This is a genomic window from Sphingobium limneticum (genome assembly GCF_008710155.1).
Taxonomy (GTDB): domain Bacteria; phylum Pseudomonadota; class Alphaproteobacteria; order Sphingomonadales; family Sphingomonadaceae; genus Sphingobium; species Sphingobium limneticum.
This window is the reverse complement of sequence record NZ_VYPZ01000006.1, coordinates 63751-78493: the sequence shown is the minus strand read 5'-3', so window position 1 is coordinate 78493 and position 14743 is coordinate 63751. Positions and strand designations below refer to the sequence as shown.

The window sequence follows — 14743 nt, the reverse complement described above, 5'->3', positions numbered from 1 at the left end:
CCCCCGCTTGTGCGGCGGGCCGCTTCCCACTAAATCGCGCGCATGACCTCGACCAACGACATTCGCCGCTCTTTCCTCGACTACTTCGGGGCCAACGGCCACACCATCGTTCCGTCCGCGCCGCTGGTGCCGCACAACGACCCGACCTTGATGTTCGTGAACGCCGGCATGGTGCCGTTCAAGAATGTCTTCACGGGTCTGGAAACGCGCCCGTACAAGACTGCGACGTCGAGCCAGAAGTCGGTCCGCGCCGGTGGCAAGCATAATGATCTCGACAATGTCGGCTACACGGCGCGCCACCACACCTTCTTCGAAATGCTGGGCAATTTCAGCTTCGGCGATTATTTCAAGGAACAGGCGATCACCCACGCCTGGACCCTGCTGACCAAGGAATGGGGTCTGCCCGCGGACAAGCTGACCGCGACCGTCTATCACACGGACGATGAGGCGTTCGACCTGTGGAAGAAGATTGCGGGCCTGCCGGATCACCGGATCATCCGCATTCCGACCAAGGATAATTTCTGGGCCATGGGCGACAGCGGCCCGTGCGGTCCCTGCTCGGAAATCTTCTACGATCATGGCGACCATATCTGGGGCGGCCCTCCCGGTTCGCCGGAGGAGGATGGCGATCGCTTCGTCGAAATCTGGAACCTCGTCTTCATGCAATATGAGCAGGAAGCCAACGAGATCGTTTCGGAACTGCCCAAGCCGTCGATCGACACCGGCATGGGTCTGGAGCGCATCGCGGCCGTCATGCAGGGCGTCCACAACAATTACGACACCGACACGTTCAAGGCGCTGATCGAAGATTCTGCCGCGCTGACCAAGACCGCGACCGACGGCGAGTTTCAGGCCAGCCACCGCGTCATCGCCGATCATCTGCGTTCGACCAGCTTCCTGATTGCGGACGGCGTGCTGCCTGCGAACGAAGGCCGTGGCTATGTGCTGCGCCGCATCATGCGCCGCGCCATGCGCCATGCGCACATCATCGGCGCTAAAGACCCGCTGATGTACCGTCTGGTGTCCAGCCTCGTGTCGGAAATGGGCGGGGCCTTCCCCGAACTGGTCCGCGCCCAGCCGCTGATCGAGGAAACCCTGCTGCGCGAGGAAACCCGTTTCCGCAAGACGCTGGAAAACGGCCTGCGCCTGCTGGACGAAGCCACCGCTGACCTTGGCGAAGGCGCGACCCTGCCGGGCGAAACCGCGTTCAAGCTGTACGACACTTACGGCTTCCCCTATGACCTGACCGAAGATGCGCTGCGCACGCAGGGCCTGTCCGTCGATCGCGCCGGTTTCGACGCCGCCATGGCGGAGCAGAAGGCCGCCGCCCGCGCCGCATGGAAGGGATCGGGCGAAAAGGCGTCGGACGAAATCTGGTACGACATCGCCGAAACGCTCGGCAGCACCGAATTTGTCGGTTACGCCTCGACCAAGGGCGAGGGTGAAGTGCTCGCCATCGTCAAGGATGGCGTGCGCGTCGACAGCGCCACCGTTGGCGACAGCGTTGCGATCATCACCAACCAGACGCCCTTCTATGGCGAAAGCGGCGGCCAGAATGGCGACGCCGGCACCATCGGTTCGCTCGGCGGCCTGACGGCGCAGGTGGCCGACACGTCCAAGCCGCTCGGCCGTCTGCATGCGCATCAGGCCGTGATCGACGCGGGCAGCGTCAAGGTCGGCGATACCGTCAACCTGACCGTCGATGTCGAGCGCCGCGACCGCATCCGCGCCAACCACAGCGCCACCCATTTGCTGCACGCCGCGCTCCGCAAGGAACTGGGTGGGCATGTGACGCAGAAGGGCAGCATGGTCGCAGCCGAGCGCTTGCGCTTCGACTTCTCGCATCCAGAAGCGCTGACCCACGCGCAAATCGCCAAAGTCGAGGCCGATGTGAACGCGCAGATCCGCCATAATGAGGAGGTCACGACCCGCCTCATGACCCCGGACGACGCCATTTCGGCCGGCGCCATGGCGCTGTTCGGCGAGAAATATGGCGACGAAGTGCGCGTCCTGTCGATGGGCGTGCCGGGCGAACCGGGCGGCAACAGCTATTCGGTCGAACTGTGCGGCGGCACCCATGTCCGCGCCACCGGCGACATCGCCCTGTTCAAGATCGTGGCGGAAAGCGCCGTGTCCAGCGGCGTCCGCCGGATCGAGGCGCTGACCGGCGAAGCCGCGCGCCTGTGGCTGATCGACCGCGACGACAAGCTGCGCCAGACCGCCGCTGCGCTCAAGACGTCGCCGGATGAGGTGCCAGCGCGCATCGTCGCGCTGGTCGAACAGAGCCGCAAGCTGGAACGCGAATTGGCCGACGCCAAGAAGGCGCTGGCCCTTGGCGGCGGTGGCGCGGCGACAGCGGCTGGCCCCGAACAGGTCGGCACTGTCAGCTTCCTGGGGCAGGTCATCGACGGCCTCGACCCCAAGGAATTGCGCGGCATCGTGGACGGCAACAAGAAGACTTTGGGCAGCGGCGTGTCCGCCGTGCTGGCCGTGGTCGAAGGCCGCGCCACCATCGCGGTCGGCGTGACCGACGACCTCACCGCCAGCATCAGCGCGGTCGATCTGGTCCGCGCCGGCGTGGAAGCGCTGGGTGGCAAGGGCGGCGGCGGCCGTCCCGATATGGCACAGGGCGGCGGTCCTGACGGCGACAAGGCGCAGGCCGCGATCGACGCGGTCAAGGCTGCGTTGGCCAGCGTGCCTGCTTGAATGGACCGGGGCGGCGTCGGTTTGTGACGCCGCCTGTCCCCATGTTGCGTTTTTTCCTGACCGTGCTGCTCCTGGCGGCGCCCGTGGCCGTGCAGGCGGCTGACGCGGTAACCATCACCTCGCCTCAGCCGCTGCCGGCGGCCCATGATAGGGCGCGCCTGTTTCTGGGTGGCAGCATCGACATGGGGCACGCGACCGACTGGCAGCGCGACATGATCGCCGCGCTGGCGGATGAGCGCGTGATGGTCTTCAATCCCCGTCGCCCGGACTGGAACCCGGCGTGGAAGCCGGAGGCGAGCGACGCCAATTTCCGCCAACAGGTGGAATGGGAACTGGCCGCCCTGGACAGTGCGGATATCATCATCCTCTATTTCGCGTCGGGATCGCAAAGCCCGGTCAGCCTGCTCGAAATGGGCCTGCATGCGCGGTCGGGGAAGCTCATCATCTTCTGTCCGGACGGCTATTGGCGGAAGGGCAATGTCGATATCACGGCAGAGCATTATGGTGCGCATCAAGTGTCGTCCTTCGACGCCCTGTTGCGCGAAGTGCGGGCACGGATCGGGCAGGTCAATCGCGGCTTGCACTGATGCCAGGACATAAAATTTGGCTGATGGTGGGAAGTTGTTCCCCGGCGCAGGCCGGGGTCCAGTCCCTCGCCCTGAACTGGACCCTTGATGGGAGTCACGTGCCTCCCATCAACTGCGCCGGGGTACGCAGAGCCATAGATTCACATCATCGGGCACATTTTCTGCCTCTGTCCTAAAGGCGCCGGCTTGGGTTAAAGCCATGTCATGGCCACAGATCTTTCCGACCTGCTCACTGACATCGTCGCCACCATGGCATCCGCCGAGGATCGCGGACAAGTCGCCAGCTATATTCCCGAACTGGCGAAGGTCGATCCTGCGCAATTCGGCATCGCCATCGCGACGGCCGACGGGCGGGTGCGGACCGGGGGCGATGCGGACTCCGGCTTTTCGATCCAGTCGATATCGAAGGTGTTCGCCCTCACGCTGGCGCTGGGCAAGGTCGGCGATCAGCTATGGGATCGGGTCGGGCGGGAGCCTTCGGGCAATGCCTTCAACTCGATCGTGCAGTTGGAACAGGAGCAGGGCATTCCGCGCAATCCGTTCATCAATGCAGGTGCGATCGTCGTGTCGGACGTCAATCTGGGCGGGCATCAGCCGCGCGTGGCGATCGGCGAAATGCTGCGATTCGTACGCTATCTGACCGGTGAAGACGATATCATCATCAATGAGGATGTCGCCACGTCCGAAACGGCGACCGGCTTTCGCAATATGGCGCTCGCCAATTATATGCGCGCCTTCGGCAATGTGCGGCATCCGGTCGATCTGGTGCTGGGCAGCTATTTTCACCAGTGCGCGATCGAGATGAATTGCCGGCAACTGGCGCTGGCGGGGCGCTATCTGATGCTGGACGGGCGGCATCCCGATGGGGGCAGGGTGGTGTCGCCCAGCCGCGCGCGGCGTATCAATGCGCTGATGCTGACCTGCGGCCATTATGATGCGTCGGGCGACTTCGCCTTTCGCGTCGGTATTCCCGGCAAGTCGGGCGTGGGTGGCGGCATCCTCGCCATCGTGCCCGGCCGTGCGTCCATTGCGGTCTGGTCGCCGGGCCTTAATGCCAGCGGCAATAGTCAGCTTGGCACGCAGGCGCTGGAAATGCTGGCGCGACGCACCGGATGGTCGGTATTCAGTCCGCCGGAAGAGGGGGATTAACCCACCTCATCCGATTAGATTGAATCGGATGATGCTCTAATTTGCTTTTGTTTGCCGCATCCTGCGAGCCGTCGGCTGTTCCAGCCGACTTCAGAATGCTCTAGCCCACCTCATCCGCGCGCAGCCGGCGTAGCTTGGGCGCGGTTTCCATCTGCGCGGCTTCCTTGATCCCCACGCGCAGATCTTCGCGCATCTGGTGGATCGACGCGATCACCGGCCCCATCGCAACGCCCAGATCCACCAGCGCGGTTTCCGCCAGTTGCAGCGAGCTTTCCAGCGTTTCGGGCACCGCGTCGCTGGCGCCCGCCTTGTAGAGTTGCGCGGCATGATCGGTATCGCGGGCGCGCGCGATGATCGGCAGGTCGGGCACCCATCCGCGCACCCGCTTGGTCACGCGGACCGACAGCACCGGGTCGTCCATGGTCAGGATCAGCGCACGGGCATGGCCGAGGCGCAGGCGGTCCAGCATTTCCGCGCGCGCGACGTCGCCGAACAGGATCGGATAGCCCAGCCGCCGTGCCTCCGCGACCACGTCGGGGTCCGATTCGACGACGATGAAGCGCTGCTTGTGGGTCTTCAGCAGGTCGCACACCATGCGTCCGACCCGGCCGAAGCCGATGATGACCGCCGCCGCTTCGGTATGTTCTTCCGTCGCTTCGATCGTTTCCTCGCCCAAAGCGGTTTCCAGCCGGCGGGCGATGTCATGACCGATCCGTGCCAGCAGCGGCGTGATGGTCAGGCCGATGGCCGTCACGATCTGCCAGAAGGCGGCGGTGGACGGCAGGATCAATTGCGCCGCCGACGCCGCCGACAGCACGATCAATGTGGTTTCCGACGGGCTGGACATCAGCACGCCGACCTCCAGCGCCACGCCCTTGCGCGCGCCTGAGAAGTAGAGCAGCGCGCCGGTCACCAGCGTCTTGGCCAATACCACGCCGACCACCGCCATCACCAGGCTGGGCCAGTTGGCCAGGATCACGCGAATGTCCAGGCTCATGCCCACGGTGATCAGGAACACGCCCAGCGCCAGCCCCTTGAACGGGGCGGTCATCACCTCGACCTCGCTATGATAGTCCGTCTCGGCGATCAGCAGGCCGGCGAGCAGCGCACCGACGATCGGCGACAGGCCGGCGATCGATGTTGCTAGGCTGGACACGATGACCACCAGCAGGCTGGCGGCCAGAAAGACTTCCGGGCTTTTGGTGCGCGCCGCTTGGCTGAACATATGGGGCAGGAAGACCCGGCCCAATACGAGCATCACGGCGATGGTGATGCCGCCCTTCATCAATGTATTGGCCATTTCGCCCCAGGCTCCATCCGGGCTGGCCGCAACGGAAGGGGCGAGGGCGCCCAGCATGAAGATGATCGGCACCAGCGCCAGATCTTCGAACAGCAGCATGGAAAAGGCCGCGCGGCCGACCGCGCTTTGCGTGCCGACCATCGGCAGCACCACGGCAGTGGACGAAAGGGCGAGCGCCAGGCCAAGGCCGATGGCGCCGGCGGTGGGCTGCCCCAGGAAATACAGGCCCATGGCGATCAGCAGTGCGCCGCCGATCAGTTCGGTCGCGCCGACGCCGAACACCTGCGCGCGCATCGTCCACAATCGCCGGAAACTCAGTTCCAGTCCGATGGAAAAGAGCAATAATATGACGCCCAGCTCGGCGAACGGCTCGATCGCTGCCCGGTTCGATATGGTGACATGATAAAGCCAGGGATATTGATCGACCAGCGACCCCAGACCCGCCGGACCGACCGCCAGGCCGACCAGGATGAAGCCGATGACGGGGCTGATGCGGAAACGGGCGAATCCGGGAATGACGAGCCCTGCGGCCCCCAGGATGACGAGGGAGTCGCTGAAACTGTTGGGATTGATTGCACCGGCCATGACCGCACCATCGCGGCAACCGGCCGCAATAGCCAGTCCTTTGGTAGGAAAAAGCTTGTCATCTTTGCTGGTGCGGACGGCGGGACTTGAACCCGCATTTCCAGGGGAAGGCGGATTTTAAGTCCGCTGCGTCTACCGATTTCGCCACGTCCGCATGGCTTCGTCGCCAGGCAGCGCCTCAGTGGCGGCTGGCGGCCGGGAGGTCAAGGGTGATCGAGCAACGGCCCGATCACCGGAGCAGGCTGCGTCAAATCCGAAGCGGATCGCCTGCTCCAGATTTTTGTTTTCGCATCGTTTTAAGCGGAAAACCGGTTTCCACTTTTCCGCACGATGCTCTGGATCATCGACTCAGGCGTCCTTGCCGTTCAGCCGTTCGCGCATTTCCTTGCCCGGCTTGAAATAGGGGACGCGCTTGGCATCCACCGGCACCTGTTCGCCGGTGCGTGGATTGCGCCCGGTGCGGGCATCGCGTGCGCGGGTGGTGAATGCGCCGAAACCGCGCAATTCGACACGACCGCCTGTGGACAGTCGATCGACAATCTCCCGGAAGAAAAGATCGACGATCTTTTCCACTTCCGGCAAGCTCAGCCCAGGATTTTCCTCGGCCAGTTTCTGGATCAGTTCCGAACGGATCATTGGTTCTCCAGCGCCCCTCTGCTGTGCCCCTGCTTCGTCATAGAGAATCCGCAAGGCGTTGACAATCGGGCAACAAGCCAGTCGTTACGTTTCCACAAGAAAGATCGTGCCGGGACATGAAAAAGCCCGCCGAACCTAAGTCCGGCGGGCCATTTTTCTTCAGTAGCGAAAGAAGACTTAGCCTTCCGTCTTCGCCTTGAGCGCTTCGCCCAGAATGTCGCCCAGCGACGCGCCGCTGTCGGACGAGCCGTACTGCGCGACAGCCTGCTTCTCTTCGGCGATCTGCATCGCCTTGACCGAGAAGGTCGGCTTCTTGGCGCGGTCGAAACCGGTCACCATGGCGTCGAACTTCTGGCCGACCTGGAAGCGTTCCGGACGCTGTTCGTCACGATCACGGCCAAGGTCGCTGCGCTTGATGAAGCCGGCAGCGCCGTCTTCGCCAGCCTGGACTTCCAGGCCGCCGTCGCGGACTTCAAGAACCGTCACGGTAACGATCGAGTTCTTGTTGAGGCCGGCAGCCGCAGCAGCGGTGCCACCAGCGGCCGGGCCGCCACGCTCAAGCTGCTTCATGCCGAGGCTGATGCGTTCCTTCTCGACGTCGATGTCGAGAACGACAGCCTGAACGGCCTCGCCCTTGCGATGCAGGGCCAGGGCGTCTTCGCCCGAAATGCCCCATGCGATGTCCGACATGTGGACCATGCCGTCCACGTCGCCGTCCAGGCCGATGAACAGACCGAATTCGGTCGCATTCTTGACTTCGCCTTCGACGGTCGAGCCGATCGGGTGACGTTCGGCGAACGAATCCCACGGGTTCGACTGGGCCTGCTTGAGGCCGAGCGAGATACGGCGCTTTTCGGGATCGACTTCCAGAACCAGAACTTCGACTTCCTGGCTGGTCGAAACGATCTTGCCGGGGTGGACGTTCTTCTTGGTCCAGGACATTTCCGAAACATGGACCAGGCCTTCGATGCCGGCTTCCAGCTCGACGAACGCACCATATTCGGTGATGTTCGTGACGCGGCCCGACAGCTTGGCGCCGACCGGGTACTTGGCGCTGGCGCCTTCCCACGGATCGCTTTCCAGCTGCTTCATGCCGAGCGAAATGCGCTGCGTGTCGCGGTTGATGCGGATGATCTGGACACGGACGGTGTCGCCGATGTTGATCATCTCGTTCGGGTGGTTGATGCGCTTGTACGACAGGTCGGTGACGTGCAGCAGGCCATCGATGCCGCCCAGGTCAACGAACGCACCATAGTCGGTGATGTTCTTGACGACGCCTTCGATGATCTGACCTTCGGCCAGCGTCTGGATGAGGCCCGAACGCTGTTCGGCGCGGGTTTCTTCCAGAATGGCGCGACGCGACACGACGATGTTGCCGCGGCGGCGATCCATCTTGAGGATCTGGAAAGGCTGCGGAATGTCCATCAGCGGGGTGACGTCGCGCACGGGGCGGATGTCGACCTGCGAACCGGGCAGGAACGCCACGGCGCCGTCGAGGTCGACGGTGAAGCCACCCTTGACGCGGCCGAAGATGACGCCTTCGACGCGGGCGCTCTCGGTGAACTCGCTTTCCAGCTTGTCCCAGGCGGCTTCGCGGCGAGCGCGGTCACGCGACAGCATGGCTTCGCCATGGGCGTTTTCGACGCGGTCGACATAGACTTCGACTTCGTCGCCGACCTTCAGGTCAGCCTTCTGGCCCGGCGCAGCGAATTCGCGCAGCGGCACGCGGCCTTCCGACTTCAAACCTACGTCGATGACGGCCAGGTCGTTTTCGATGGCGGTAACGGTGCCCTTGACGACGCGGCCTTCAAAGCCGCCGTCTTCACCACCGAGAGAATCATTGAGAAGCGCGGCGAAATCGTCGCGCGAGGGGAATGCCGTAGAGGCCATGGTTGGTCCTTCACTCATCATTGCTGGCCAATCGGTTGTATCCGATGGTCTTTGGCCAAACCACGCGCCGGACCGAATATCCGCCGCGTATCCAAAGGGTTACGGCCGTGAAACGCGCAGGCGAGATAAGCGAAAAGGGCGCCCGGAAACTCCGCGCGCCTTGTCGGGTCATCCCTCAGGGGCGACCTTCAAGCTGAGCGTCCACAAGCGCGATCGCCCGCTGGACGGCCGCGTCTATAGTCAAATCGCTCGTATCTAGCAAGTCCGCGCCCGGCGCCTGCTTGAGCGGGGCATGGTCGCGGCTCATGTCGCGGGTATCGCGGGCCTGAATGTCGGCGATCAGGCTATTCATATCGGGATGGCCGCCATGGCCGAGCGCATCCTTGAACCGGCGATCGGCGCGCACCTGCACGCTTGCGGTGACGAAGATCTTGGCGTCGGCATCGGGGGCGATAACCGTGCCGATATCGCGCCCGTCCAGGATCGCGCCGCCCGGTTGAGTGGCGAAGTCGCGCTGCCGTTTGATCAGCGCATCGCGCACGCTCTGATGCACGGACACGCGCGACGCCAGGCTGCCGACCGCTTCGCTGCGCAGTGCCGGGTCGGACAGGATATCGTCGTCGAAGCCGGCGGCGGCGAGCGCATCGGCCTCTAGGTCCGGGTCGCCGCCGGCCTTCAGCACGGACAGGCCGACCGCGCGGTAGAGCAGGCCGGTATCCAGTACGGGCAGGTCATAATGGCGGCCCAGCGCCTTGGCGATGGTGCCCTTGCCCGATGCGGCGGGTCCGTCGACGGCGATGATCATGCGATCGCGCCCAGCGACTGAAGCAGGGGCAGGAAGGTCGGGAAGCTGGTCGCGACCGGGCGCATATCGTCGATGGTGACGCCATCCTTCGAAATGAGGCCGGCGACCGCGAAGCTCATGGCGATGCGATGGTCCAGCTTGGTCGCGATCGGCCCGCCGCCGGGCAGGAGCGCGCCGCCGCTGCCCTCGATGATGATGCCGTCTTCCAGTTCCTCGACCGTCACGCCGATCGCGCGCAGCCCCTGCGCCATTGTGGCGATGCGGTCGGATTCCTTGACCCGCAATTCGTCCAGCCCGCGGAAGATGCTGCGCCCTTGCGCAAATGCGGCGGCGATGAAGGCGACGGGATATTCGTCGATCATGCTCGGCGCGCGGGCGGGGTCGGGTTCGACGCCCTTTAAGGCCGACGCGGTGACGATCAGGTCGCCGACCGGCTCGCCACCCACTTCACGAGCGTTCACCACCTCGATCGACCCACCCATCTCACGCAGCAGGTCGATCAAACCCGCACGCGTGCCGTTGAGGCCCACATTGGCGATCGTCACCTGCGACCCCGGTACCAGAAGCGCCGCGACCATCGGGAAGGCGGCGGAGGAGGGGTCGCCCGGCACGACGATATTCTGCGGCTTCAATTCCGCTTCGCCGACCAGCGTGATGATGCGCGTACCGTCCGCCTGCGTCTCGACATTCAGATCCGCGCCAAAGCCCTTGAGCATCCGTTCGCTATGGTCGCGGGTCGGGATCGGCTCGACCACGCGGGTGATGCCCGGCGTATTGAGGCCGGCCAGCAGGACCGCCGACTTCACCTGCGCCGATGCGACGGGCAGGGTATAGTCCAGCGGTACGGCAGGGCAGGCGCCCTTCATCGTCAGCGGCAGGCGGTCGCCGGGACTGGTCGTGAAGCTGGCGCCGATGCGCGACAGCGGATCGGTGACGCGCGCCATCGGCCGCTTGCTCAGCGATGCGTCGCCCACGAAGGTCGCGGTCAGGTCATGGCTGGCGAGCAGGCCCATCAACAGGCGCGTCGATGTACCGCTATTGCCCATGTCCAGCGCGGTTTCGGGCTGGAGCAGGCCGCCGACGCCCACGCCATGGATATGCCATACGCCATCGTCGTCGCGCTCGATCGTTGCGCCCATCGCCCGCATGGCGGCGGCGGTGGCCAGCACATCCTCGCCCTCCAGCAGGCCTTCGACCCGGCTTTCGCCCACGGCCAGCGCCGACAGCATCAGCGACCGGTGGGAAATGCTTTTGTCGCCCGGCACGGTGACGCTGCCGGCCAAGGCTGGCGCGGCGGAGAAGGTGCGGGGGGTGGCTTGATCGTCATGCTGGGTCACGGGGTATCCATTGTGTTGGAACCGAAAAAATGCGAGCGGCTTTTGACAGCGCGATCCCGCTATGGCAAGGCGCCCGACGTTTCGCGGGCAACAAGCGTTGCGCCGCGTGATTTCTGTTTGAAGCATCGAAGAAGGAACAGGCCGGACATGGTGAAGGCTGAATGGGGCACGAAGCGGACCTGCCCAAAATGCGCGACTCGCTTCTACGACCTGGGCAAGGACGATCCGGTCACCTGCATCAATTGCAACAGTGCCTGGGAACCGGAACCGGTGCTGAAATCGAAGCAGCCGCTGCCTTATGAGGAAGCGGCGCCCAAGAAGGTGATCGAAACCGCAGATGGTGAGCTGGAAACGGCTGACGACGATCTGGACATCGACGTCGATGACGACGGCGATTCGCCGGATAATGACGTCGATCTGGGTGGTGACGACGACCTGGGCGTCGATGCCGCCGGTGACGACGACAACGACGATAATTAAGTGAAATTTCTGCTTGCCAACGGGGTCGGACGACCCTAGAGGCAGCGACCTCCGAGGCGCCGAACCCAAGCGGCGCCTCACTGGTACGGGGCCTTAGCTCAGCTGGGAGAGCGCCTGCATGGCATGCAGGAGGTCAGCGGTTCGATCCCGCTAGGCTCCACCAATTTCGCTTCTGGCGGAATATACATAAGACCGACGGCAGTGCCGGACATGGTCTGACCATGATGTGACGGCCAGGCCGCACAGGATGGGGCCTTAGCTCAGCTGGGAGAGCGCCTGCATGGCATGCAGGAGGTCAGCGGTTCGATCCCGCTAGGCTCCACCAATTTTCATCAAATTCCATATGCAGGACCACACGCCTTCTTGCGTCGCTGTCAGCGCCATCGCCGCTGCCATTGCCATTGCGATTCTCTCCCGCCGCCACAGCCTCCCCACTGGCCAAGGGCGCGCTTTCCTGCCATTCGATGGGTATGAAGGATGAATTAGCCGTTCAGGCCGCCGCGCAGGGCGATGACGACGCGATCCGCGCCATATTGGTGCGCCTGTGCCAGGCGACGCATATGGGCTTTGCTGCGGTGGCGCGCGTGACCGAAGATCGGTGGATCGCCTGCCAGGTGTTGGACAAGATCGCCTTCGGGTTGGAACCCGGCGCGGAACTGGAGGTGCAGATGACCATCTGCAACGATATCCGCCAGACCGAAAATTATGTGGTGATCGACCATGTCGATGCCGACATCGCCTGGCAACGGCATCCGGTGCCGCGCTTCTACGGTTTCAAAAGCTACGCCTCTTTCCCGCTGATCCTGTCGGACGGCAGCTTTTATGGCACGCTTTGCGCGATCGATCCCGAACCGCGCCTGATCAGCAATGCGGCGACAGTGGCGACCATCGAAGGGTTCGCCAACGATGTCACTACTATCCTGTCCGCCAAACTCTGCGCCGCACCGGAATCGATATCGGCGTCAGCATCCCGCCCTCAAGCCGGCTGAACGAAACTGTCCATCACGCGCTTGCGCCCGGCCGTTTCGAAATCGATCTCCAGCTTGTTGCCCTCGATCTCCGCGACGCTGCCATAGCCGAATTTCTGGTGGAAGACGCGCAGGCCGATGCTCATGTCGTTGCGCCCCTTGTTGCCCAGTGACACGGCCGATGCCCGCGCCTCCACGATCCGCACCGGTTCCTTGCTGAATTGGCCGGTGGACTGCGCCCGCTGCCAGCCTGGCCCGCGTCCGCTGCCGCGTGCGACATTGGCGAAGGGGTCGTCCCGTTCCGACCAGTTGGCTCGCCATAAAGATGCGCCGCCCGACATGCTGCTTTCCGATTCGACATGTTCGGGCGGCAATTCGCCGACGAATCGCGACGGGATGCTGCTGGTCCATTGCCCATAGATGCGGCGATTGGCGGCGTGCAGGATGGTGCAGCGCTTGCGCGCGCGCGTAATCGCCACATAGGCAAGCCGCCGTTCCTCCTCCAGGCTGTTGAGGCCGCCTTCGTCCAGCGCGCGCTGCGACGGGAAGATGCCTTCCTCCCAACCGGCCAGAAACACCGTGTCGAACTCCAGCCCCTTGGCGGCGTGGATGGTCATGATCGTGATCTTGCGCTCGTCCGCCTGCGCCTCATTGTCCATGACGAGGGAGACATGCTCCAGGAAGGCGCCCAGCGTCTCATATTCTTCCATCGCGCGGGCGAGTTCGGACAGGTTTTCCAGCCGCCCGGCGCTTTCGGTCGTGCGTTCGGCCTGCAACATGGCGGTATAGCCGCTCTCGTCCAATATCTGCCGCGCCAGTTCGGCATGGGGCAGTTGCCCGGCCCGATCGCGCCAGCGTGCCAGATCGCCGATGAAATTGCCCAGCGACCGTCGCGCCTGCGGCGTCAACTCATCGGTGTCCAGGATGCGCGCCGCCGCCAGCGCCAGCGGTATGCCTTCCGCGCGTGCCAGCCGGTGCAATTTCTCCACCGCCTTGTCGCCAAGCCCGCGCTTGGGCACGTTGACGATGCGTTCGAACGCCAGATCGTCGGCAGGCTGGTTCACCAGCCGCAAATAGGCCAGCGCATCGCGAATTTCGGCGCGTTCGTAGAAACGGAAGCCGCCGACGATGCGATAGGGCAGTCCGATCTGGATGAACCGGTCTTCGAACTCGCGGGTCTGATGCTGGGCGCGGACCAGGATCGCCACCTCGTCCAGCGATCCGCCGCTACGCTCGACCGCTTCAATCTCTTCGCCGACGCGCCGCGCTTCCTCCGGCCCGTCCCATATGCCGACGACCTTCACCTTTTCGCCGACGTCGATATCGGTCCACAGCGTCTTGCCCAGGCGATTGCCATTTTCCGCAATGACCCCGGATGCCGCACCCAGGATATGCGGCGTGGAGCGATAATTCTGCTCCAGCCGGATGATGGTCGCGCCGGGAAAATCCTTTTCGAACCGCAGGATATTGGCGACTTCTGCGCCGCGCCATGAGTAGATCGATTGGTCGTCGTCGCCCACGCAGCAGATATTCTTGCGCGTCTGCGCCAGCAGCCGCAGCCACAGATATTGGCTGCTATTGGTGTCCTGATATTCGTCCACCATGATGTAGCGAAATTTCTGCTGATATTGCTCCAGCACGTCGCGATGCGTCTTCAAAATCGTGAGAGTGTGGAGCAGCAAGTCACCGAAATCACACGCATTTACATCGCGCAGTCGGGCCTGATAGGCGGCGTAAAGCTTCTGCCCCTTGCCGTTGGCATATCCTTCCGCCTCGCCTGCGCCGACGTCGGCCGGGGTCCAGCCCTTATTCTTCCACTGGTCGATCAGGCCCGCCAACTGCCGCACCGGCCAGCGTTTTTCGTCAATCCCCTCCGCCTGCACCAGTTGCTTGAGCAACCGCAGCTGATCGTCGGTGTCGAGGATGGTGAAATTGGATTGCAGGCCCACCAGTTCGGCATGGCGGCGCAGCATCTTGGCCGCGATGGCGTGGAAGGTACCGAGCCATGGCATGCCCTCCACCGCATCGCCGATCATCCGGCCGACCCGTGCGCGCATTTCCCGCGCCGCCTTGTTGGTGAAGGTCACCGCCAATATCTCGGACGGCCAGGCGCGGCGCGTGCCGATCAGATGCGCCAGCCGCGCGGTCAGCGCCGCCGTCTTGCCCGTGCCGGCGCCGGCCAGCACCAGCACCGGTCCCTCCGTCGTCAGCACCGCCTCTCGCTGCGGCGGGTTCAACCCATCCAGATAGGGCGGATCATTGGGGGAGGGGGCAGGAACGGTCATATGGATCAACTAGGC

11 protein-coding genes and 3 tRNA genes are annotated in these 14743 nt (G+C 63.9%); 7 read left to right on the top strand and 7 right to left on the bottom strand.

What is annotated here, in order from left to right; translation table 11 throughout:
• The first annotated feature begins 42 nt into the window (after positions 1-42).
• The 3 genes from alaS (at position 43) to F4U94_RS09615 (ending at position 4442) form a co-directional block, all read left to right on the top strand.
• Entirely contained in the window at positions 43-2706 is a 2664-nt protein-coding gene (gene alaS / locus F4U94_RS09625) for an alanine--tRNA ligase (RefSeq protein WP_120249749.1), read from the top strand.
• A 41-nt stretch (positions 2707-2747) separates the two neighbouring features.
• A complete protein-coding gene (locus F4U94_RS09620) occupies positions 2748-3293 on the top strand; it encodes a nucleoside 2-deoxyribosyltransferase domain-containing protein (protein WP_120249750.1) in 546 nt (181 codons plus the stop codon).
• A gap of 204 nt (positions 3294-3497) precedes the next feature.
• Positions 3498-4442: a glutaminase gene (locus F4U94_RS09615; protein WP_120249751.1), complete on the top strand. Its 945-nt coding sequence runs from the start codon at positions 3498-3500 to the stop codon at positions 4440-4442.
• Positions 4443-4542: 100 nt separating this feature from the next.
• Here the strand turns inward: F4U94_RS09615 and F4U94_RS09610 are convergent, their stop codons facing one another.
• The 6 genes from F4U94_RS09610 to aroA form a co-directional block, all read right to left on the bottom strand.
• Positions 4543-6327, bottom strand: coding sequence for a cation:proton antiporter domain-containing protein (locus tag F4U94_RS09610; RefSeq protein WP_120249752.1), 1785 nt, complete (start codon positions 6325-6327; stop codon positions 4543-4545).
• 68 nt (positions 6328-6395) lie between these two features.
• Positions 6396-6481 (bottom strand) — tRNA-Leu (locus tag F4U94_RS09605).
• A gap of 194 nt (positions 6482-6675) precedes the next feature.
• Positions 6676-6963, bottom strand: a complete 288-nt coding sequence (gene ihfB, locus F4U94_RS09600; RefSeq protein ID WP_120249753.1) for an integration host factor subunit beta — start codon at positions 6961-6963, stop codon at positions 6676-6678.
• 177 nt (positions 6964-7140) lie between these two features.
• Positions 7141-8853, bottom strand: a complete 1713-nt coding sequence (gene rpsA / locus F4U94_RS09595; protein ID WP_120249754.1) for a 30S ribosomal protein S1 — start codon at positions 8851-8853, stop codon at positions 7141-7143.
• A gap of 175 nt (positions 8854-9028) precedes the next feature.
• A complete protein-coding gene (cmk, locus tag F4U94_RS09590; protein ID WP_120249755.1) occupies positions 9029-9658 on the bottom strand; it encodes a (d)CMP kinase in 630 nt (209 codons plus the stop codon).
• Positions 9655-10995 carry a 3-phosphoshikimate 1-carboxyvinyltransferase gene (gene aroA, locus F4U94_RS09585; protein WP_120249756.1) on the bottom strand — a complete coding sequence of 447 codons (1341 nt, stop codon included), beginning with the start codon at positions 10993-10995 and terminating at the stop codon, positions 9655-9657. Before aroA ends, cmk begins: the two co-directional genes overlap by 4 nt.
• A gap of 147 nt (positions 10996-11142) precedes the next feature.
• On the opposite strand from aroA, the gene F4U94_RS09580 reads away from it, so the two are divergent.
• The 4 genes from F4U94_RS09580 to F4U94_RS09565 all read left to right on the top strand — a co-directional run bounded on the left by F4U94_RS09580 (position 11143) and on the right by F4U94_RS09565 (position 12464).
• Entirely contained in the window at positions 11143-11475 is a 333-nt protein-coding gene (locus tag F4U94_RS09580; protein ID WP_093084864.1) for a TIGR02300 family protein, read from the top strand.
• A gap of 87 nt (positions 11476-11562) precedes the next feature.
• Positions 11563-11638, top strand: a tRNA-Ala gene (locus tag F4U94_RS09575).
• An 86-nt stretch (positions 11639-11724) separates the two neighbouring features.
• A tRNA-Ala gene (locus F4U94_RS09570) sits at positions 11725-11800 on the top strand.
• Between the two features lie 145 nt (positions 11801-11945).
• On the top strand, positions 11946-12464 hold the full coding sequence (locus F4U94_RS09565; protein ID WP_170271923.1) for a GAF domain-containing protein: 519 nt from the start codon (positions 11946-11948) through the stop codon (positions 12462-12464).
• Here the strand turns inward: F4U94_RS09565 and F4U94_RS09560 are convergent.
• A complete protein-coding gene (locus F4U94_RS09560) occupies positions 12452-14728 on the bottom strand; it encodes an ATP-dependent helicase (RefSeq protein ID WP_120249758.1) in 2277 nt (758 codons plus the stop codon). The genes F4U94_RS09565 and F4U94_RS09560 overlap by 13 nt on opposite strands.
• Positions 14729-14743: the final 15 nt, after the last annotated feature.

Excerpts from the sequence above, each read along its gene's own strand:
- F4U94_RS09580 (WP_093084864.1), top strand. The coding sequence starts at position 11,143 with ATGGTGAAGGCTGAATGGGGCACGAAGCGGACCTGCCCAAAATGCGCG.
- F4U94_RS09615 (WP_120249751.1), top strand. The coding sequence starts at position 3,498 with ATGGCCACAGATCTTTCCGACCTGCTCACTGACATCGTCGCCACCATG.
- rpsA (WP_120249754.1), bottom strand. The coding sequence starts at position 8,853 with ATGGCCTCTACGGCATTCCCCTCGCGCGACGATTTCGCCGCGCTTCTC.
- cmk (WP_120249755.1), bottom strand. The coding sequence starts at position 9,658 with ATGATCATCGCCGTCGACGGACCCGCCGCATCGGGCAAGGGCACCATC.
- F4U94_RS09560 (WP_120249758.1), bottom strand. The coding sequence starts at position 14,728 with ATGACCGTTCCTGCCCCCTCCCCCAATGATCCGCCCTATCTGGATGGG.
- alaS (WP_120249749.1), top strand. The coding sequence starts at position 43 with ATGACCTCGACCAACGACATTCGCCGCTCTTTCCTCGACTACTTCGGG.
- F4U94_RS09565 (WP_170271923.1), top strand. The coding sequence starts at position 11,946 with ATGAAGGATGAATTAGCCGTTCAGGCCGCCGCGCAGGGCGATGACGAC.
- F4U94_RS09620 (WP_120249750.1), top strand. The coding sequence starts at position 2,748 with ATGTTGCGTTTTTTCCTGACCGTGCTGCTCCTGGCGGCGCCCGTGGCC.
- F4U94_RS09610 (WP_120249752.1), bottom strand. The coding sequence starts at position 6,327 with ATGGCCGGTGCAATCAATCCCAACAGTTTCAGCGACTCCCTCGTCATC.
- ihfB (WP_120249753.1), bottom strand. The coding sequence starts at position 6,963 with ATGATCCGTTCGGAACTGATCCAGAAACTGGCCGAGGAAAATCCTGGG.